This is a genomic window from Hymenobacter sp. ISL-91 (genome assembly GCF_018613725.1).
Classification (GTDB): Bacteria; Bacteroidota; Bacteroidia; order Cytophagales; family Hymenobacteraceae; genus Hymenobacter.
Genome location: NZ_JAGGPS010000026.1, coordinates 239,646 through 258,533, shown reverse-complemented (window position 1 = coordinate 258,533; position 18,888 = coordinate 239,646). Strand labels below are relative to the sequence as shown.

Annotated in this window: 17 protein-coding genes; 10 read left to right on the top strand and 7 right to left on the bottom strand. The window is 60.8% G+C overall.

Features of this window, described 5'->3' with window-relative positions; all coding sequences use genetic code 11:
• Positions 1-125 precede the first annotated feature (125 nt).
• Positions 126-935: a M48 family metalloprotease gene (locus J7E24_RS11560; protein ID WP_215138259.1), complete on the top strand. Its 810-nt coding sequence runs from the start codon at positions 126-128 to the stop codon at positions 933-935.
• Positions 936-1,086: 151 nt separating this feature from the next.
• On the top strand, positions 1,087-2,223 hold the full coding sequence (locus tag J7E24_RS11555; RefSeq protein WP_215138257.1) for an App1 family protein: 1,137 nt from the start codon (positions 1,087-1,089) through the stop codon (positions 2,221-2,223).
• Positions 2,224-2,352: 129 nt separating this feature from the next.
• Here J7E24_RS11555 and J7E24_RS11550 read toward each other — a convergent pair whose 3' ends face one another.
• Positions 2,353-4,164, bottom strand: coding sequence for a M61 family metallopeptidase (locus J7E24_RS11550; protein ID WP_215138255.1), 1,812 nt, complete (start codon positions 4,162-4,164; stop codon positions 2,353-2,355).
• 211 nt (positions 4,165-4,375) lie between these two features.
• Between J7E24_RS11550 and J7E24_RS11545 the strand changes: the two genes are divergently transcribed.
• The 3 genes from J7E24_RS11545 (at position 4,376) to J7E24_RS11535 (ending at position 6,946) form a co-directional block, all read left to right on the top strand.
• The gene (locus tag J7E24_RS11545) at positions 4,376-5,011 is read left to right on the top strand and encodes a C40 family peptidase (RefSeq protein WP_215138253.1); all 636 of its coding nucleotides are present in this window, start codon (positions 4,376-4,378) and stop codon (positions 5,009-5,011) included.
• A 696-nt stretch (positions 5,012-5,707) separates the two neighbouring features.
• Entirely contained in the window at positions 5,708-6,145 is a 438-nt protein-coding gene (locus J7E24_RS11540) for a DUF2147 domain-containing protein (RefSeq protein ID WP_215138251.1), read from the top strand.
• 165 nt (positions 6,146-6,310) lie between these two features.
• Positions 6,311-6,946 carry a hypothetical protein gene (locus tag J7E24_RS11535; protein ID WP_215138249.1) on the top strand — a complete coding sequence of 212 codons (636 nt, stop codon included), beginning with the start codon at positions 6,311-6,313 and terminating at the stop codon, positions 6,944-6,946.
• A gap of 87 nt (positions 6,947-7,033) precedes the next feature.
• On the opposite strand, the gene J7E24_RS11530 is transcribed toward J7E24_RS11535, so the two are convergent.
• The 4 genes from J7E24_RS11530 to J7E24_RS11515 all read right to left on the bottom strand — a co-directional run bounded on the left by J7E24_RS11530 (position 7,034) and on the right by J7E24_RS11515 (position 11,003).
• A complete protein-coding gene (locus J7E24_RS11530) occupies positions 7,034-9,055 on the bottom strand; it encodes a M1 family aminopeptidase (protein WP_215138247.1) in 2,022 nt (673 codons plus the stop codon).
• A 354-nt stretch (positions 9,056-9,409) separates the two neighbouring features.
• On the bottom strand, positions 9,410-10,054 hold the full coding sequence (locus J7E24_RS11525) for a heme-copper oxidase subunit III (protein WP_215138245.1): 645 nt from the start codon (positions 10,052-10,054) through the stop codon (positions 9,410-9,412).
• Between the two features lie 369 nt (positions 10,055-10,423).
• On the bottom strand, positions 10,424-10,771 hold the full coding sequence (locus J7E24_RS11520) for a hypothetical protein (protein WP_215138243.1): 348 nt from the start codon (positions 10,769-10,771) through the stop codon (positions 10,424-10,426).
• Complete coding sequence (locus J7E24_RS11515) at positions 10,764-11,003, bottom strand: hypothetical protein (protein WP_215138241.1); 240 nt, start codon at positions 11,001-11,003, stop codon at positions 10,764-10,766. Before J7E24_RS11515 ends, J7E24_RS11520 begins: the two co-directional genes overlap by 8 nt.
• A gap of 256 nt (positions 11,004-11,259) precedes the next feature.
• Between J7E24_RS11515 and J7E24_RS11510 the strand changes: the two genes are divergently transcribed.
• From J7E24_RS11510 to J7E24_RS11495, 4 genes are all read left to right on the top strand, one after another.
• A complete protein-coding gene (locus J7E24_RS11510; protein ID WP_215138240.1) occupies positions 11,260-12,060 on the top strand; it encodes a hypothetical protein in 801 nt (266 codons plus the stop codon).
• 34 nt (positions 12,061-12,094) lie between these two features.
• Positions 12,095-12,622, top strand: a complete 528-nt coding sequence (locus J7E24_RS11505; protein WP_215138238.1) for a DUF4920 domain-containing protein — start codon at positions 12,095-12,097, stop codon at positions 12,620-12,622.
• A 117-nt stretch (positions 12,623-12,739) separates the two neighbouring features.
• Positions 12,740-14,854 carry an NAD-dependent DNA ligase LigA gene (gene ligA / locus J7E24_RS11500; protein ID WP_215138236.1) on the top strand — a complete coding sequence of 705 codons (2,115 nt, stop codon included), beginning with the start codon at positions 12,740-12,742 and terminating at the stop codon, positions 14,852-14,854.
• Positions 14,855-14,927: 73 nt separating this feature from the next.
• Complete coding sequence (locus J7E24_RS11495; protein WP_215138234.1) at positions 14,928-15,374, top strand: rhodanese-like domain-containing protein; 447 nt, start codon at positions 14,928-14,930, stop codon at positions 15,372-15,374.
• Positions 15,375-15,602: 228 nt separating this feature from the next.
• On the opposite strand, the gene J7E24_RS11490 is transcribed toward J7E24_RS11495, so the two are convergent.
• Positions 15,603-16,526 carry a polysaccharide deacetylase family protein gene (locus tag J7E24_RS11490; RefSeq protein WP_215138232.1) on the bottom strand — a complete coding sequence of 308 codons (924 nt, stop codon included), beginning with the start codon at positions 16,524-16,526 and terminating at the stop codon, positions 15,603-15,605.
• A 137-nt stretch (positions 16,527-16,663) separates the two neighbouring features.
• Here J7E24_RS11490 and dapA point away from each other — a divergent pair, with 137 nt between their 5' ends.
• On the top strand, positions 16,664-17,533 hold the full coding sequence (gene dapA, locus J7E24_RS11485) for a 4-hydroxy-tetrahydrodipicolinate synthase (protein WP_215138230.1): 870 nt from the start codon (positions 16,664-16,666) through the stop codon (positions 17,531-17,533).
• Positions 17,534-17,988: 455 nt separating this feature from the next.
• Here the strand turns inward: dapA and J7E24_RS11480 are convergent, their stop codons facing one another.
• Positions 17,989-18,729, bottom strand: coding sequence for a (Fe-S)-binding protein (locus tag J7E24_RS11480; protein ID WP_215138229.1), 741 nt, complete (start codon positions 18,727-18,729; stop codon positions 17,989-17,991).
• Positions 18,730-18,888 lie beyond the last annotated feature (159 nt).

Here is an 18,888-nt window from a genome sequence, read left to right as displayed (position 1 = left end):
TTTTTATGCCCGGGCAAGCAACACCTCAGCTGGCTGGTCCGTTAGTGCACCGCTGGCCCTGGCACTATTTTTTCTAGCAAGCCAGCCAACTCTCTCTTATCCAACCATTACTTTCTTCGCTTCCTATGCGGAATTTCCTCAAAAAAACCGGTATTCTGGCGGGCTTGGCCCTCACGCTGGGCGGCGCGGCTTCCTGCTCCAAAGACGGCGACGGTGTGCTCCTGTTCTCGATTGAAGACGACAAAGCCCTGGGCGAGCAGGTAGCTGCCCAGACCGACTCGACTTTCCGGGCCAAGGGCCAGCTGCTGGAACCCGGCAGCAACCCGCAGGCCTATGCAGCCCTCAACAAAATCGTGCTCCGGGTGCTCAATTCGGGCAAGCTCCAGTACCGCAACGAGTTTCCCTGGGATGTAAAAATCATCAAGGATGACCAGACCCGGAACGCCTTTGCCACGCCCGGCGGCCATATTTATGTGTACTCGGGGCTGATAAAGTACCTTGATAACGAAACCCAGCTGGCCGGCGTAATCGGCCACGAAATTGCGCACGCCGACCGTCGGCACACCTCCCGCCAGCTACAGCAGCAGTATGGCATTAGTGTGCTGCTGAGCCTGGTGCTGGGCGACAACCAGAACGCGCTGATCGATGTGGCCAACGGCCTGGGGCAGCTCAAGTTCAGCCGCGACTACGAAGTGGAGGCCGATGACTATTCGGTGGAATACCTCAACGGCACCAACTACTACGCCTGCGACGGGGCAGCCGGCTTCTTCATAAAGTCTCAGAACGACGGCCAGGCCGGCCCGCCCGAGTTCCTGAGCACCCACCCCAACCCCGGCAACCGCGTGCAGAGCATCCAGGCCAAGGCCGACCAGCTCAACTGCCGCAACCGCACGGCTGGCTCCGACGACTTCAACCAGCTGCGAAACGCGTTGTAGCCCCCACGGACGCTATAGTATTTCCAGGCTCCCGGCAGTTTGCCGGGAGCCTTTTTTATGGCTGATACTGACCCACTCCTACAACCGGGGCAACACCACCGGCCGGCTGCTGCGTAAACAGCTCTCCGGCAACCTGCTTTATTTGCGCACTATGCTTCCTTTCCGCGATACACTCCATACCTGGGCCGAAAACGCCGACGAATCTCTGACCCGCCTGCGCAGCCGTTTGGGGCTGTTGCACCCGCTGCAGCTGGTAACTTACCGCAGCTATGGCACGCCCGAGCGCCTTTACGTAAAGGGCCGCCTGCTCACCGATAAGGGCATTGACGAGCCCGACCCCACTGCTTCGCGCTGGAACAACCTGCTGAACATGTACCGCCGCTTCGACAGCAACGAGATTGCCGGGGCCCAAATCAGCATCAATCCCACCGACGGTACCAACCACCCCATCCTCACCGATGAGGAAGGCTACTTTACCCTCAACCTGGCCCCAGAGTCGTTGCCTGTGCCGGTCGATTTTCTGTGGTATCCGGTGGAGGCAGCCCTGCAGCAGGCCCCCGCCCCCTTCCCTACCCCGCCCGGGCTGCGCGCCAATGCCATGGTGCTCATTCCGCCGCCCGACGCCGAGTACGGTATCATTTCCGACCTCGACGACACCGTAATTGAGACGTCGGCAACCAATTTGCTGCGCATGGCCCGCACCGTGCTGCTGCGCAACGCCCGCTCGCGGCTGCCCTTTAAAGGAGTTGCCGAGTTTTACCGCCAACTGCAACTGGGCCGCAATGGCAAGCGCAACAACCCGTTCTTTTACGTCAGCAGCTCGCCCTGGAACCTCTACGACCTACTCGACGATTTCCTGGAGCTGAACAACATTCCACCCGGCCCGCTGCTGCTGCGCGACGCGTCCTTGAAACGCCAGACGGCCGCCGCCAGCAGCCACCACGCCCACAAGCTGCACGAAATCGAAAACCTGCTGCTTACTTACCCGCTCCTGCCCTTCATACTCATCGGCGACTCGGGCCAGGAAGACGCCAATATTTACCGCGAGGTAGTACGCCGCCACCCCGGCCGCATCCTGGCCATCTACATCCGCGACGTAAACCGGGCCGACCGGGCTGCCCTCGTTGAGCAAGTACGCGAAGACTTACGGAACGATAAGGTAGAGATGCTGCTGGTACAAGACACCGTACAGGCCGCCGAGCACGCCGCCGCCACCGGCCTCATCTTCCACGAAGCCATTCCGGCCGTGGAGCAGGAAAAGGTGAAAGATGAGGTGGAGGAAGGGTAGGCCCTACAGCCATTTTCACGAGTACGCGCCACATCCAAAACGCCCCCGCCGGATTCCGGCGGGGGCGTTTAACCTTGAGAAGACGGAGGCTAACAGCCAACGGCTATAAGCTAACAGCTAGACGCACAATTAGGCGCGCACCGGCAGCCACTTATCGAACACGCGCTGCTGCTCGGCAGTGGGGTTGGGCTGACGCTCGATGCGGTAGCGGCTGACGGGGCTGGCCAGCAGCGGGAAGCTTAGCTCCTGCACCTGGCCCTCGCGGGCTACGAGCACCTTAACGGTAGACCCCACGGCCCGGCCGGCCAGCAGCTTGTTCAAGTCGTCGGTCACGCGCGCGCCATCAAGGCTCAGAATTTCGTCGCCTACGTTGAGGCCACCTTGCCAGGCGCTACCGTCGCGCACGACGCTGGCCACCGTCTGGCGCCCCCCGGCGGGGCTGATGCGGGCACCGAGGCCAACTTCGGTGGCCGGGGCGGGCGTTACGCTCAGGCGCAGACCGGCGTAGCCCAGGGCCTGCTCGTAGGGCAGCATTTCGGTGCCGTACACGTGCTTGGCGAAGAACGAGTCGAAGCGCTGGCCGGCTATTTTGGCCACCGCATCCTGATACTCCTGATCAGTGAAGCCGCGGCCCTGCTTGAGGTAGTATTGGTCGTAGAGGTAGCGCATCACGTCGTCGAGGCGCTTTTCGCCTTTGGTGGCGTTGATGACCATTAGGTCGAGCACAAACCCGATAACCTCTCCCTTATCGTAGTAGCTGATGGCCGTATTGCCCGAGTTTTCGTTGGGACGGTACTGCTTGATCCAGGCGTCGAAGCTCGACTCGGCGGCCGACTGCACCTTATTGCCCGGCGTGTTCTCAACGCGGTTGATGCCGTTGCTCAGATCAGCCAGGTACTGGTCGGGCGTCACGAAGCCGGCCCGTTGCATAATCAGGTTGGAGAAGTACTCAGTGCCGCCCTCGCTCAGCCACAGCATGCGGGTGTAGTTCTCCTTGTCATAGTCAAACGGCCCCAGCGCTACCGGTCGGATGCGCTTCACGTTCCAGAGGTGGAAATACTCGTGCGCCACCAGCCCCAGAAACCCCTTCCAGCCAGCTTCGGAGGAGTAGGCGTTGCGCGACACCGACAGCGTGGTTGAGAATAGGTGCTCCAAGCCTCCGGTGCCCCGATCGATGTTGTGCACAATGAACACGTACCGGTCGAGCGGGTTGCGGTCCATCACTCTCTGCGACTCCTCGCACACGCGCTGCATGTCGCGGGTGAGGCGCTGCTCGTCCACTACCGTGTCGCCGTACATGGCCACCGTGTGGGGCGTGCCGTTGGCCGTGAACGTGTAGATTTTCTGGTTGCCGATTTCGATGGGCGAATCGGCCAGCTCGTCGTAGTTGCTGCTGCGGTACGTGAAGGTGCCGCCGGCGGGCTTGAGGCTGGTGCTTACCTGGCTCCAGCCGGCAGCGGGCTTCACCTCCAGTTGGCTGGGCAGCTGCTTGTTCTCGGCCGGATACATAAACACGCTTGTACCGTTCACGTAGCCATGCGAGGCGTCGATGAAGCTCGTGCGTACGCTCAGCTCGTAGGCGTACACCTTGTAGCGCACCGCGAAGTTGCGGGCTTTGGGGTGATAGATGCGCCAGGTATTCTTGTCCAGCTTCTCGGTGCGCAGCGCCTGGCTGCCGGCCGTGGCGCCAAAGTCCTCCACGTTGCGCTCAAACTCCCGAATCAGGTACGAACCGGGCGCCCAGACGGGCATTTTAACGTCGGTGTAGGCTTTGTTGAAGCCGTCGAGGTTCATCTCGACCTCGAAGTAATGGGTTTGCGGAGCCGGCATGGCCAGCGTGTAGCGCAGTGTGGGCGCGGCCAGGGCAGCCGGAGCCACGTGGCCCAGCAGCACACCCAGGGCCGCCACCGCCAAGCGGCGGCGAGGAGCAGTCAGGAGCATTCAGAATGAAAAAAAGGGTGGGCAAACAGACAGAACCAGCCCTGCAGGCTGGTTGGGCAAAGAACGGAGAAAACCCCGAAAGGCTGCAACTACCAGCGCACTATGCCGCCTGTTCACCCCCGCAGCCATGCTCCGGGAATGCCTGCCCAGCCCGCCGGAACCCGCACCGCACCGCAACCGTTAAGCAAGCCAGCAACTCTACTTTCAAGCAATGCGCTACGTCTGGTCGGTTTTTTTTCTGCTGATTGCTCTGCTGGTGAGCCGGGCGGTTTGGGTGCGGCAGCCGCACCCCGCTGCTGGGTACGCCACCACTACTACACCGGCCCGCACCACCGCCTACACGCCAGCCACCACTGCCCCGGCAGCTGGTACACCAGCCGTTGCTCCTGCTTCGCCGCCCCCGAAGCCGGTGCCCCCAGCCTCCGGCCTACGGGCTGCGGCTCCTTCCAGCAAGGCCGATAGTATTGTAGTCTTTGCCCTGCAGCAGCTAGGTACCCCCTACCTGTACGCCGGCACCACGCCCAGTATTGGGTTCGACTGCTCGGGGTTTGTCATGTATGTGTTTGCCCGCTATGGGGTACCCACGCCCCACTCTACCGCCATGCTGATTGATGTGGGTCGGCCTGTAGCCCGCACAGCCGCTCGCCCCGGCGACATTGTGGTATTTACCGGCACGGCCGCTACGTCTACCACGCCGGGCCATGCGGGCATCGTCATCAGCCAGCCCGGCGAGCCTATCCGGTTCGTGCATTCGTCCTCGGCCCGCCGCGAATCGGGCGTTAAAATCAGTCAGGTAGAAGGCTCCGGTTACGAACGGCGCTTTATGCAGGTGCGGCGGGTGCTTTAACCACTACAAGCAGAGGCCATCCTATTGTACAAGTAGAGGTCCGTTGTGTGCAGGCTGGCACAGCAGCCCTGTTCTGCTACCCCTTAAACGCAACGATGCCCGGCTGCCTGTGCAGACCTCCTTATCGAGGCTGCTGGGCAAACCGGGCATCTAATCCTTCAAATCTTACCAAGCGGCTGAACTGGGGTACAGCCCCGCCATCTATTTGTAAGACCTTGCCAGAATGCGGGAACCCACCCTGAAGGGCTAACAGGGTTCCGCGCGTAAGCTGTTGTTAAGCGCGTCCGGCGGTGAAGCGGACTACATTCGACAGGCTTGGCAGGATTTGGTTGGGACTACTAGACATTTTGTACCTCCTTTCTTTAGATCCGACATAACCCCTGCTTCGCTGCCCAGCACCTTAGGGCGGCCCGGCGGGGGCTGTAGCACTCGCTACGCATGGTAAAGTTAAACGCCAGAGGGAAGGTTCAAAATAAAAACAGCTTTTTTTACGCTTCAGAGCCGCATTTAATCCCATCTGGCTGATAGTCACCGGTTTTTGCTGATCTTGATTTTCCGCATGGTAAGTGCAGCCAGAATCTGGCTTTATAGTTGCAATATGGCCGATGCGGTTAAAATCCGACCGAGCAGCCGGTTCAGTTGGATTTTACTATCTTTTCCCCACGAATTCACTCCCACTTCTCCATCATCCATTTCATGAAAAAATTTCTTCTTCTAAGCGTAGCCATCCTCTTTGGCCTGCTCTCCTCGGCCTCGGCCCAAACTCTCTCCCCGCTGGGCATATGGACCAATGCGGAGAAGAAGGCCACGTTCGAGATTTATAAGTGCGGCACCAAGCTCTGCGGTAAGATTGTGTCGCTGACGGTGCCCAACGACGCATCCGGCAAGCCCAAGATGGACACCCAGAACCCCGAGCCCAAGCTTCGTACCCGTCCCCGCCTGGGCATGGTGTTTATGAGCGGCTTCGAGTACGACGAGAGCAACAAGTGGGACGATGGCAAAATCTACGATCCGGAATCGGGCAAGACCTACTCCTGCTACATGAAGATGATGAACGCCAATACCATGGAAGTAAAAGGCTACATCGGCTTCTCGCTCATCGGCAAGTCGCAGACCTGGACCCGGGTGAAATAGGGCGTGCTGCTGCATCAGCTTCGGCGGGGCTCCCAATAATGGGAGCCCCGCTTTTTTTGCGGCCTACGGAGCCATGTGCCGGCATGTTTTTTGAACTTTGGCAGCCAGTTGGCCAGCAAACCATTTGAATGGCCTGTGGTTACTACCTAAATATAGTTACGCATTTTGCTCGACCTGCTCAAAAAGCTTTTTACCGACTCCGCCCCCCAATCGGGTGTTTGGCAGCCGCTGCACCGCAGCCCGGCGCAGGAGCGGCGCAGGCAGCAGTGGCTGGCGCAGCAGGTGTACCTCAACTGGGCGGGGCCCTATTTCAAGGCATATCACTATCAGAAAGCCGGCCTGCCCGGGGCCCGGTTCCGGGTGCAACTGGCGCGCAAAGAAGGCCAGCGCGGGGCTGTTTTTCTCTATGACCCCAGCATGGGACCGGGCAACTTCCAGCATTTCTTCGACTTCGTCCGCGACCGGGTGCTGGCGCAGGGCTACCAGTTGGGCGCGGCCGACCACCGCACTTTGCACCACGAACAGTACGCCGAGAGCACGCAGAAGTATTTTCTGAAGCCCCAGCCCAGCGACTGTACGAATACCGGCCGTTGCAACCAGCGTTTCGGCAACGTAACCCTCGATCTGGTAAGCATCAATGGCCAACCCGGCTTTATCCGGCTTGCCAACAACCCCTTCACCGACGACATTTTTACGCCGGCCGCGACCTTTGATGCGCTGGTAGATGCTGTTTTCAACCTGCCCCCCGCCCCACCCGAGGTAGAGGCGCTGATAACGGCCTACAAAAAGCCCATAGCGTAGCCGCTCGTACGACTTTAAAACCGGTAAGGCCGCTGCAAATCCTCGTTAGGATGTGCAGCGGCCTTACCGGTTTTAAAATAGCAGCTCTTACTCCTCCCTCACAAAACGAGCACGGCTGGCCGAACCGTCGGGGCTGAGCAGGCGCAGGTGGTAGAGACCGGGGCGTAGCGTGCTGGTTTGCAGTACAGGGCGGGCAGCAGGCACGGTTTGACGTAGTACCACGCGGCCGGCAGCATCAGTTACCACAGCTTGGGCGCTTGGGCCACTGAAATCGGCCAGGCGCAACTGGTCGCGGCAAGGGTTGGGGTATACACTGAGCTGCGGCGTACGGGCCGCTTGGTTACTTGTTACAACTCCCTCATCGCGCACTACCAGGCCGGCAAGGCCATTGAGCAGCCACTGCTCGGGGTCGATTTCGACGCTGACCACCGCGCGCGACTCGGCAACTGCCAGGGTGCGCACCGGCTGCGTCTGGGCAAAACGAATGGTGCGGGTGCTGTTGTCGGCGAAGGTGAGGCGGTAGTCAATATCAGTTTGGAAAAAGGGCGTAACGGCAGGCATCGATACGGTTTGGGTGCTTTTCAGGTACACCTGGCCACCGGTCTGGTTCCAGCGCAGTGCAAACGTCGGATGACCTTCGCCCCGGAACCAGTGGTCGAAAAAGTACTGCAACGACCGGCCCGCTTCGGCCTCGAAAAGCCGTTGCAGGTCGCGGGTGCGGGCCGTGCGGCCGCTGTAAGTGCTCTGGAAGGTGCGCAATACCCGGAAGAACTTGGTGTCGTCGTTGAGCAGGTAGCGCAGCATATGGACAACGGACGCGCCCTTTTTGTAGCTGAGCCGCGAGCTGAAGATGCGGCCCACGTTGCTGGTATCACTCACAAACACGCTGCCACCGGGCTGGCTCATGGCCGAACTGTGAGCTTGGTTGAGCCAGCTACGGGCCGCAGCAGGCGTAGAAAACGCGTTCAGGGCAAGGTACTCGCCATACGACGCAAAGCCCTCGTTGAGCCAGATGTCCTCCCAGGCGCCGCAGGTTACGTTGTCGCCGAACCATTGGTGGAACAGCTCGTGGGCCGTAAGCGTGAAATTGAAGCCGTCCTGGGTGGTCATGGTCTGGTGCTCCATGCCGCCGCCAATGGGCGCCATGCTGTGGCCATACTTCTCGTTGGCAAACGGGTAGAGGCCTACCTGGGCCGAGAAGCTCTCGATGAAGCCCGGCGTGCGGTCAATATCGGCGCGGTAAAAATTGAGCGCCGCCTGGTTGTACACGTAGTTGACGATGGGAATACGTGGGCCACCTACGGGGTTAGCGTAATTCACATACTCGACGTAGGGCGCCACGGCCACCGAAACCAGGTAGTAGGCAATCGGGTGGCGCGACTTCCACTCGTAGCGCACCTCGTTGCCCGGCAGATTGGTTACGCGCTCCAGCACCCCGTTGGAGCCCACTTTGTTGGCAGCGGCCGTCGTTACCCACACGTCGGACGAATCGGCTTTATCGGTGAGCACCTGCTTGCAGGGCCACCACTCGTAGGCGTTGTAGGGCTCCGACAGGCTCCAGGTGGTGCTCACGTTGTAGGTAGGCGCAATACGGGTATTCAGGGCGTTGCCGATGGCGCCTGCGTTGCTATTGGGAGCCGTGCCATTGTAGGTAATGCGGGCCTCGAAGAGCGTGTTGGCCGCCACTGGCCGGGCCAGACCCACCGTTACGTCGCCCTGGCCCTTGCGTACCAGCCCGGCGCTGGCTTGCCCGTCTACTACCACCGATTCGATGGCGAAGGTGCTGAACAGCTCGAAGGCCAGCGAGTCGAGCGGCTGGCTGCCGGTGCGGGCCTTGATGGTGACTGTACCGCCCACGTTGCGACTGGTGTTGCTCAGCCGGATATCGAGCTTGTAGTATTTTACATCGTAGCCGGCCATTTTCTGACGGTGGCTAAGGCTGGCGTAGGCCGGGCGGGCCGCCGCACCAGTATGCACGCGGGCGCAGGCATCAGCCGCCGAGCCATCGAGGTCGGTGGCCAGGGGGCGGTAGGTGGGCAGCTGAGCGGTGGCCGACAAACTGCCCGCCAGCAGGCCAGCTGTTGCAAGCAGAAAGGTAGAAAGGCGCATAAAGGGGTTGGAGTAGAAACAGGATGCGGGACTAAGGTACGTTCTCGCCGCTCAAAATCAACGGCTTGTGCTCAGCCGCCGCCATGGGTGCCGAGTGCCGGTTTACATAGCGGACGGCAGGTCGTTCTGACCTCAGTATCAAGCATGACGTACACCAAAAGCGTGTAGCGCGAAGCTTCGGCTTCGCGCATCGTTGAACAATGGCGCATGGCGCGGCATTCAGCAACGACACGCGAAGCCGGAGTTGTGCACCACACGTTTTGAGCGTAAAATCTGTTATCCAAAAAACGCCCCCGATACCTGTTTAGGTACCGGGGGCGGTAGTGGTTTAGTGGCTTGCCTACAGAAAGGGGCCTAATACAGAAACAGAAAGGCCGCAAACAGCGCAATCCAGAGGCCATCGATGAAGTGCCAGTAGAGCGTGACCATGCGCAGCTGCAGCCGGCGGTAGGGGTTGCGGATGAACACGAGCGTGCGCACGGCATCGGCGGCGGCGTAATGCGTGCGAATCAACAACACCAGCAGAAACACCATGCCACCCAGCAGGTGCGCTACGTGCAGGGCCGAGAGCAGGTACACGAACGAGCCGCTGGCCATGCCGTCGAAGAACACGCCCTGGGCCATGAGCTCGCGCCAGCCCAGCACCTGCAGGCCCGCAAAAACGCAGCTCAGCAACAGGGTAGCTCCCAGGCAGCGGCGCAGGGTGGGCAGGTCGTCGTGGGCATAAATGCGGCTGGCCTGGGCAATAACGTAGCTGCTGGCCAGCAGCACAATGGTGCTCAAAGAAAAGAAGCGCGGCAACGCAAACAGCCCGCTGGGTGCCCCGGTCCGGAAGTGCGTAATAGCATAGGCTCCCACTAGCCCCACGAACAGCACCGTAATTCCGGCCAGGCCCACGTACAACATCATCAGCAGCGGCGGCATCCGCTCCATGCGCTGGAAAGTGGAAGCCGGGCGGGTGGAGCCCACTTTTTTAGGAGAATTTTGGTCGGAGCTCATAAAACAGAAAAACGGGCAGACATACGAAGTGCAAACCAACCAGCGGGCCTTTAGTTCCGGGGAGCCAACGGCTGGTTCAGGCTCCCCAGGTAGTTTCTGAAGTACGCGAAATGGCTTGCTATAATCGTACGTTTTTCGGGCCGGTTTTCTGTTGTTTCTTCTCGATTAGCAGGCCGTTAGCTAACCCAAGCGTGAGTACGCTGTAGGGGCGGGGCTTGCCTCCGCCCGCCATTGAGCGGTTGCACCAGGCGTTGTCCGGACGGCGGGTGGGGGCAAGCCCCACCCCTACGCCGTGCTAATAGCTTAGTCTGAAACTTGGGATACTCAAGTTGTTTACAAAGTACCAAAAGCTAATCAGCTCATCATACTTTACAGCTTGCGGAAGAAGGAGCCAATTTTCCCGAATACCGCGTTTATGGTAATTTTCGGGCTGCTGCCAGCACCAAACGTCACGTGAGTTTTGCCCGCCACCCGCAAATCGAGCACCAGGCCCAACTGCCGGGCCAGGTCGTTGAGTTGCTGCAGGGGGTCGGGGCCGGGCGGGCCTTTGGGCTTGGGTGGCGCGTGCGGGTCTTTGGGAGGGCCGGCCGTTATCTTGTCGAACACGCGCTGGCTGGGGAAGTTGATGATCAGGTAGCCACCCGTGCCCGCCACCTGTACCTCGTCGCCATCAAGCGTTACCACCAGCTGAGCCTCAATATCGAGGCCGCTAGCCAAGTGAGGCGGGGTTGGGGTTGGCCGGCGGCAGGTTGCCGGAAGGCGGGTTCTCGCCGCGGGTACGGATGCGTAGCGCCCCATTGAGCCGCCAGGTGGTGGGGGTGCCGGGGTTCTGGGCGTTGGGCACCTGCAATTCCATCTGGTCGAAATTCAGGGCCAGCTCTACGCCGCCCGAAAGCTTGGAAAGCAGCGAGGCGGCCGTATCGGCCCAGGAAGTAGGTTGGTCAGGCATGGTTTAGGTTGATAAGTGGTTGGTAGCTGGTGTGCGGAGCAAGTAGGCTATGCTGCGTTGAACGGTGCATAATATTCTTGCGCGGTCCAACGATGGTACCCCTGCAAACGCTGTTGTGGGAGCCAAGTTACAGTTTTGGGCGGGCACGGCTTTTGCCTGACGGGTTATATACCCGGCAGAATCCAAACCGGCTGACCTGCGTATGCAGGGCGTACGGTCGGGTTTACCGGTTCCTGTTTTCACTTCGTCCTTCTCTATGTCCTCCACGTACTTTGTGGCCCTGGCCACCGGCCTCTTGGCTACGGTAGCCCTTCAGGCCCAAACCCTCCCCGCCCCTGATCCGGCAGCCAACTGCCCCCACCCTTTCGGCCTGAAAGACAACACAGCCCGCACCTTTACCCTGCAGGATGCCAAGGGCGAAACAATGGGCTATGTGCACCAGCGGGTAGTGCGCCTAGACACCGAGCAGAACAAAAAGAAAACCCTGACCACCAACACCGTGCTGCTTAAAAGCGGGGCCTACGACACCAAAGGACGCCTGCTTTACCTGCGCGACCTGACCTTCCGCTGCCGCCAAGACACAGCCTTTACCGACGGCCTCGACCAGCTTAATCCGGAGAAGCTCAGCTCCTTCCGCGACCGGCTCCTGACCTACACCCCCACCCCGCTGGCCTGGCCCAATCAGCCCACCGTGGGCTCAGAGCTGCCAAATGGGGGGATGCTGGTTGATGTGCGTAGCTCGGCCGTAGATATTGCCCAGGTGTACGCCACCGTCAGCAAGCGCCGCGTAACGGGCCAAGAGTCGGTTACGACGCCTGCCGGCACCTTCCTGTGCTATAAAGTGGAGGCCGAGCTGGAAAGCGCTACCGTGGCCCGCGCCGACCTCAAGCTGGCTTCGACGGTGCGTGTGGTTGATTACTACGCGCCTAATGTTGGCTTGGTGAAGTCGGAGGTGTACAACAAAAAGGGCCGGCTGGAGCAGGTGCGGGTACTTACCGGGCTTGACCAATCGGCCGGCGCAGTTGGCGGGACGGCGGGTAAGCGTAAAAAGTCCTAAATTCCGGCTTTCAACTGCTTTTTTTTTCCGGCTTATGCGCCCTCTACTCCTGCTGCCCACCGCGCTACTGTCGCTGTTGGGGGCCTCCTGTCAGAACGCAGCTTCTACTTCCGGCACGGCAGCTACCGCCCCTGCCGCGGAGGCCACTTCGCCAACTGCCACTTCGCCCCAGGGTAAAACCTACGGCGCAGCCATTACCAGCGACGGCGCGCAGCCCCTGTCGGCCCTGCCTACGCTGCTCGGCACCCAGGATTCGGCCCAGGTGAAGCTGGTGGGCCCGGTGCAGGAGGTGTGCCAGGCCAAGGGCTGCTGGATGACCATGAAGCTGGCCGACGGCCGCGACATGCGCGTCAAGTTCAAGGATTACGCCTTCTTCGTGCCCAAGGACATCAGCGGCAAAACCATCGTCATCAACGGCTGGGTCCACCGCGAAACCGTGCCCGTATCCGACCTGCAGCACTACGCTAAGGACGCCGGCAAATCGGCCGCCGAAATTGCGGCCATCACCGAGCCCCAGCAGCAGTTGAACTTCGAGGCCGACGGCGTATTGGTGCAGGAATAGCGCTATTTAAACTGCATGCGAAAGCCGTTCAACTACCTTTTGGGTTTAGTTGAGCGGCTTTCGCTTTTGACTTTCTTCTGTCACCCGTAGCTTGCGGCTCCAACCTGCCCCTCCCCTATGAGTCCCGATATCGAAGCGCGCATTATCGCCCTTACCGAGCAGCTGCACCACCTCAACTACCAATACTACCAGCTCGACCACTCCGAAATACCCGACCAGGCGTTTGATGCGCTGCTGGCCGAGCTGGCCCGACTGGAGGCCGAATACCCCGACCTGGCCCGGCCTAACTCGCCCACCCGGCGGGTAGGCGGCACCGTTACCCGGCAGTTCCCCACGGCCGAGCACCGCTACCCCATGCTGAGCTTGGGCAACACGTATTCGGAGGCCGATTTGCGCGAGTTTGATGAGCGGGTTCGCAAGGGCCTGGAGGGTGCCGAAATGCAGTATGTGTGCGAGTTGAAGTTCGACGGCGTGGCCATGAGCCTGACCTACGAGCACGACCAGCTGGCCCAGGGCGTAACGCGCGGCGATGGTACCCGCGGCGACGTGGTAACCAACAACGTACGCACCATCCGCAACCTGCCGCTGCACCTGCGGCCCGCCGGCCCGGCCCGCCCGCCCGAGTTCGAGGTGCGGGGAGAAATTTTCATGCCCCTGCCCGTATTTGCCGAGCTGAACGAGGAGCGCGAAGCCAACGGCGAAGCCCTGCTGGCCAACCCGCGCAACGCCGCCAGCGGCGCCCTCAAGCTCCAGGATTCGGCCCAGGTAGCGGCCCGCAAGCTGCGTTTCTACGCTTATTCGTTTCTGATGCCCGGCCGCTCGCAGTTCGAAACCCACAGCGCCTCATTGGAGGCCCTCACGGCCTGGGGCCTGCCCGTGTCGGACACTTGGCGGCGCTGCGCCACCATTGAGCAGGTCCTGGATTTCGTGCACGAGTGGGACAAAAAGCGGTTCGGTCTGCCAGTTGCCACCGACGGCATCGTTATTAAGGTAGACGATTTTCGGCAGCAGGAACTACTGGGCTACACCTCCAAAAGCCCCCGCTGGGCCATTTCCTTCAAGTATCCGGCCGAGGCGGGCCGTACCCGCCTGCAGGCCATCCAGTACCAGGTGGGCCGCACCGGGGCCGTTACGCCGGTGGCCCTGCTGGCCCCGGTGCCGCTGGCCGGCACCGTGGTAAAGCGCGCCTCGGTACACAATGCCAACCAGATTGCCGCCCTCGATTTGCGCATCGGCGACTTGGTGTTCGTGGAGAAAGGCGGCGAAATCATCCCGAAAATTACCGGCGTCGATCTGGAGGCTCGCCCCGCCGATAGTCAGCCCATTGTGTACCCCACCGAGTGCCCCGCCTGCGGCACGCCGCTGATCCGGCCCGAGGGCGAGGCCCACTTCCGCTGCCCCAACGACCGGGGCTGCCCGCCCCAACTCAAGGCCAAACTCGAACATTTTGTGTCGCGCAAGGCGCTTGATATTGACGGACTGGGGGCCGAAACCGTGGGTCGTTTCTTCGATCTGGGCTTGGTAACCGATGCCGCTTCGCTTTACGAGCTGCCAGCCAAGGCTGAAGAGCTGGCGCAGCTGGAGCGCATGGGCGAGAAGTCGGTGCAGCGGCTGGTGGCAGGGCTGGAAACCAGCAAGCAGGTACCGTTCGATCGGGTGCTGTTCGGGCTGGGCATCCGGTATGTGGGCGAAACCGTGGCCGAAAAGCTGGCCGCCCACTACCGCACCGTGGAGGCGCTGGCGGCGGCAACAGCCCCCGAGCTGGCCGCCGTGCCCGAGGTAGGCGGCGTCATTGCCGAGTCGGCGGCCGCCTGGTTTCAGGAGCCCCAGAACCTCGACCTGCTGGCGCGCCTGCGCACGGCGGGCGTGCAGCTGGCTCTCACGGGCGAGGCGCCCCAACCCCAAAGCGACCGGCTGGCGGGCCTCACGTTTGTACTTTCGGGTGTATTCGAGCTGCACAGCCGCGACGAGCTGCAACACCTCATTCAGCAGCACGGCGGCAAAATAACGGGCAGCATCAGCAAGAAGCTCAGCTTTCTGGTAGCCGGCGACAAAATGGGTCCGGCCAAGCGCGAAAAAGCCACCACGCTGAAAGTGCCCATCATCAGCGAAACCGACCTGCTGGCCATGCTCCCGAAAGCTGACGACATGCCAGCCAACTCAGCCAACGAAGTCCCGGCTACTTCCACCGACAAGGGTCCGGGCACTCTCTCGCAGGGCTCGTTGTTCTAACGTCCGGTTGGCCGGCCGTGCAACGTGGCCGACCCGACCGCGTTCTTATATACTTGTCACTTAAAATCTTACCATGCTCCGCTACTTGCTCCTGACTGCCCTTGCCGCCGCCCCACTGGCCTTGCTGGCTCAGACGCTACCCATCACCCCCAACCCGACACCCAGGCCAATGGTAGTCGGGGCCATCGTACCGGCTGCGGTGCCCGTTTCGTCGGTGGCGGAAGTGAACAAGACGCTTCGCCAGCCCAACGCGGTGCTGCTCGATGTGCGCACGCCCGAGGAATACGCCAGCGGCCATCTGCCCGGCGCGGCCAACCTCGATTTCCGCGCCCCCGACCTGGCCGCGCGGCTGCAGAAGCTTGACCCCGGCAAAACCTACATACTCTACTGCGCTTCCGGCAACCGCAGCAACAAAACGGCCCTGCTCCTGCAGGAAAAAGGCTTTAAGCACGTCATCAATGCCGGCGCTTACAAGGATTTGAAGGATGAAGTAAAAGTCGACAGCAAGGCGAAAAAGTAAACAGCCTACGTTTCGGTGGTCGATGTAGGAGCGGGGCTTGTCCCCGCCCGCCGTTCGCGCCGCAACAACGGTGCTTGTTCAATGGCAACCGTTCAACGGCGGGCGCAGCTAAGCCCCGCCCCTACACCGACCTCCGGTTAAATTGCCAAGCCCACCATACCAAAAGCCCCTGACGTCAGCATGGACATCAGGGGCTTTTACTTGTTACGTCTTGCAGTCGATTTCAGCTTAGAAGCTCTGCACCATGTTGTTATGCAAGGTGCGAGGGCTCCAGTAGCCGCTGGCAATAATGCGGCGAACGGTGAAGAGCGGGTCCTGCTGGTCGCGCTTCTCGGCCAGGATGAAGGCCGCGTCCATGCCGCGCTTCTTCAGCTCCGGGATGGCCTCGGGGTTCCAGAGGCCGAAGGGGTAGGCGAAGTAGTTGACTTTCTTGCCCGTAATTTCTTCGAGGGTTTTGGTGGGCTTCTCAATCTGCGTCACCCAATCCTGGCCCTGGTACTTCTTCACGTTGTGGTGGTCCCAGGTGTGCGAGCCGATAACGTTGCCCTCGTCGGAAAGCTGTTTTACCTGCGCCTTGCTCATATAGCGGGGCCGGCCGAGGCTTACCGTCATGATGAAGTATACGCCCTTAAAGCCATACTTTTCGAGCGTGGGGCGGGCTACCGTGAACTGGTCGAGGTCGGTGTCATCGAAGGTGAGCATCACCGGCTTGCTGGGCAGCGGGGCGCCGGTGGTGAGGTAGGCGTAGAGCTGGTCGGGCAGGATGGCGTGGTAGCCCGAGTCGGCCAGCATCTTCATCTGGGCCTTGAACTGAGCTACCGGAATGATGTAATCCTTAGCCCCTTTCGAGTCCGACGACTTCCAGTCGCGAATCTGGTGGTAGCACAGAATGGGCACCTGCTTACGGCCCAGAATGGTAGCGGCATCGGCCCGCTGGCTGGCCGGAATGGTGGCCGGGCTGCCGTTGTTCAGGCTGGCGGCGGTGGCGTTGCCGGCAGTAGGTGTAGCGGCGGTTTCGGCCGAGTCGGCAGCTACGGCGGCGGTGGCAGCGGCCGCCTCAGTACCGGCGGCGGTTTTGGTTTCGGTGCAGGCGGGCAGCACAGCTACGGCAGCCAGCGCGGCGGCCAGCACGGGGTACTTCGTCAACTTCATGGGAGGCTTGGAGTGCGGGCTGCCAGGAGGCAGGCCACAGGGGAAATGCGGTGGAAGAAAAGCAGAAGAACCTTAATTGCGGCGGCCGTATCTTGCCGCCGGTCCTTCCTTCTACAAAGCAACCGCTTATTTCCCGCATGGACAAACTCCGTGGCACCGGCGTGGCCCTGGTTACGCCTTTCCTCCCCTCCCCCGACCGCGCCGTGGACTACCCGGCCCTGCGCCGCCTCATCGATTTCCAGCTCGAAAACGGTACCGACTACCTCGTCATCAACGGCACCACCGCCGAGTCGCCTACCCTGACCGTGGAGGAGCGCACCGAAATCCGGCGCGTGGCCCGCGAGCATACGGCCGGCCGGGCCCCACTGGTGTACGGCCTGGGCGGCAACGATACGGCCGCGCTGATTCGCAGCCTAGAAACCACCGATTTACGTGGCTACGACGCCCTGCTTTCGGCCTCGCCCTACTACAACAAGCCCAGCCAGCGCGGCATTATCGCGCATTATCAGGCTTTGGCCGATGCCTCGCCGGTACCCGTGCTGCTCTACAACGTGCCTGGCCGCACCAGCTCCAACCTCACGGCCGCTACTACTCTCGAACTGGCTCAGCACCCCAACATCATCGGCATCAAGGAAGCCAGCGGCAACCTGGAGCAGTGCATCGCCATTGCCGCGGCCAAACCCGCCGACTTCCTGTTGATTTCGGGTGACGACATGATGACGACTTCGCTCATCAGCTTTGGCGGCGCAGGCATCATCTCGGTGCTGGCCAACGCCTTCCCCCGCCGCTTCTCCGACATGACCCGCGCCGCCCTCAACGGCCAGTTCGCCGAGGCCAGCCAGCTACTGTTCGGCTTCGCCCAGCTCAACCCGCTCATGTATGAGGAAAGCAACCCCGTAGGCGTAAAAGCCGCCCTGGCCGCCCAAGGCCTATGCGATGATGCCGTGCGGCTGCCGCTGCTGGAGGCCAGCGAGAGTCTGTCTGCTCGGATTGGGGAGTTGATGTAAAGGACGTTACCCTGAAAGCCAAAGAGAACGTCACGCTTCGACAAGCGGACGCTAGATGAAGCACGACGTTCTCTTTGGCTTTATAAACAGCTTAAAACACCAAAAATTCCCTGTATTTGACCGATACATGGTCGAGAGCAGGCAGTTTTTATATGGCCTCAACTGAACAGCAAGTATAGCGCAGGGGCCACTACTATACTCAGGAATAGTGCATAATCCTTGCGCTTTCGCCCATTACTGAATAGGCTTAGCCCTGCCAAAATCAGTACATAGAAGCAGGTGATTAAGAGCGTCAATAACACCAGACCGCCATTGGCGGCCCCACACGAGTTGGGGTAGCTAGCGGAGCCGGAACCAAACCAGTTGAACACGAATGCCCATCCCAGGCCGTAGAGCCCAATAGCCACAGTGGTTAAGGGGTTTCGGCGGAGGAAATTCAGCATATAATCGGGCTATTAGCTTAATCCACTCGCCAGCACGTCGGCTATGTGCAGCGTTTTAATTGGCTTCTTCTCGCGGCGGATGTAGGCGTCGAGGTGCATGAGGCAGCTCGTGTCGGTGCTGATGAGGTAGTCGGCCCCGGTGGCCAGGGCGTGTTCTACTTTCTGCTCGGCCATGGCTACCGAAATGGCTTCGAACTTGACGGCGAACGTGCCGCCGAAGCCGCAGCAGGTTTCAGTTTCGGCCATTTCGAGGCGCTGAAGGCCGGCAACGGCATCGAGCAGCTGGCGCGGGGCTTCGCGGATGCCGCACTCGCGCAGAGCCGCGCAGGAGTCGTGGTAGGTGTATTTGCCGGCTAGCACGGCCCCCGGAATGCTGGTAATGCCCAGCACGTCCACCAGGAACTCGGTGAGTTCGAAGGCCCGGCGCTGCACGCCGTGGTAGCGGCCAGCGTCGGGCGTGCCCTCGAACAGGTCGGCGTAGGTGTTGCGCACCATGCCGATACAGGAGGCCGAAGGGCTCACGATGTAGCGCTCCTGCTCGGTAGGGAAATCAGTGAGAAACTTGCGGGCTACGTCGCAGCTCTCGGTTTTGTAACCCGCGTTGTAGGCCGGCTGCCCGCAGCAGGTCTGGTTGGCGTTGTAGTGCACCTCGCAGCCCACGGCCTCCAGCACCTTCACCATGTTCATAGCGGTGTGCGGGAAAAGCTGGTCAACGAAGCAGGGAATGAATATATCGACTTGCGGAGCAGGCATGCAGTAGAGGGGGAAAAGTTAGTGTGGCACTCAGCATCAGCACTTGAAATCAGAATAATCTTCTATCAAATCCCATTCAGCCTGTTCAAACCGATTCGCCGAATAAAGCCGCTTAAATACCTTAGGACCGAATACCTCATCTAAATAAATCTCAATCGT

Bases quoted from the DNA above. Each gene is read 5' to 3' on its own strand.
- J7E24_RS11525 (WP_215138245.1), bottom strand. From the start codon at position 10,054: ATGAGCTCCGACCAAAATTCTCCTAAAAAAGTGGGCTCCACCCGCCCG.
- J7E24_RS11515 (WP_215138241.1), bottom strand. From the start codon at position 11,003: ATGCCTGACCAACCTACTTCCTGGGCCGATACGGCCGCCTCGCTGCTT.
- J7E24_RS11560 (WP_215138259.1), top strand. From the start codon at position 126: ATGCGGAATTTCCTCAAAAAAACCGGTATTCTGGCGGGCTTGGCCCTC.
- J7E24_RS11510 (WP_215138240.1), top strand. From the start codon at position 11,260: ATGTCCTCCACGTACTTTGTGGCCCTGGCCACCGGCCTCTTGGCTACG.
- J7E24_RS11490 (WP_215138232.1), bottom strand. From the start codon at position 16,526: ATGAAGTTGACGAAGTACCCCGTGCTGGCCGCCGCGCTGGCTGCCGTA.
- ligA (WP_215138236.1), top strand. From the start codon at position 12,740: ATGAGTCCCGATATCGAAGCGCGCATTATCGCCCTTACCGAGCAGCTG.
- J7E24_RS11555 (WP_215138257.1), top strand. From the start codon at position 1,087: ATGCTTCCTTTCCGCGATACACTCCATACCTGGGCCGAAAACGCCGAC.
- J7E24_RS11480 (WP_215138229.1), bottom strand. From the start codon at position 18,729: ATGCCTGCTCCGCAAGTCGATATATTCATTCCCTGCTTCGTTGACCAG.
- J7E24_RS11505 (WP_215138238.1), top strand. From the start codon at position 12,095: ATGCGCCCTCTACTCCTGCTGCCCACCGCGCTACTGTCGCTGTTGGGG.
- J7E24_RS11550 (WP_215138255.1), bottom strand. From the start codon at position 4,164: ATGCTCCTGACTGCTCCTCGCCGCCGCTTGGCGGTGGCGGCCCTGGGT.
- J7E24_RS11545 (WP_215138253.1), top strand. From the start codon at position 4,376: ATGCGCTACGTCTGGTCGGTTTTTTTTCTGCTGATTGCTCTGCTGGTG.
- J7E24_RS11530 (WP_215138247.1), bottom strand. From the start codon at position 9,055: ATGCGCCTTTCTACCTTTCTGCTTGCAACAGCTGGCCTGCTGGCGGGC.
- J7E24_RS11540 (WP_215138251.1), top strand. From the start codon at position 5,708: ATGAAAAAATTTCTTCTTCTAAGCGTAGCCATCCTCTTTGGCCTGCTC.
- dapA (WP_215138230.1), top strand. From the start codon at position 16,664: ATGGACAAACTCCGTGGCACCGGCGTGGCCCTGGTTACGCCTTTCCTC.
- J7E24_RS11495 (WP_215138234.1), top strand. From the start codon at position 14,928: ATGCTCCGCTACTTGCTCCTGACTGCCCTTGCCGCCGCCCCACTGGCC.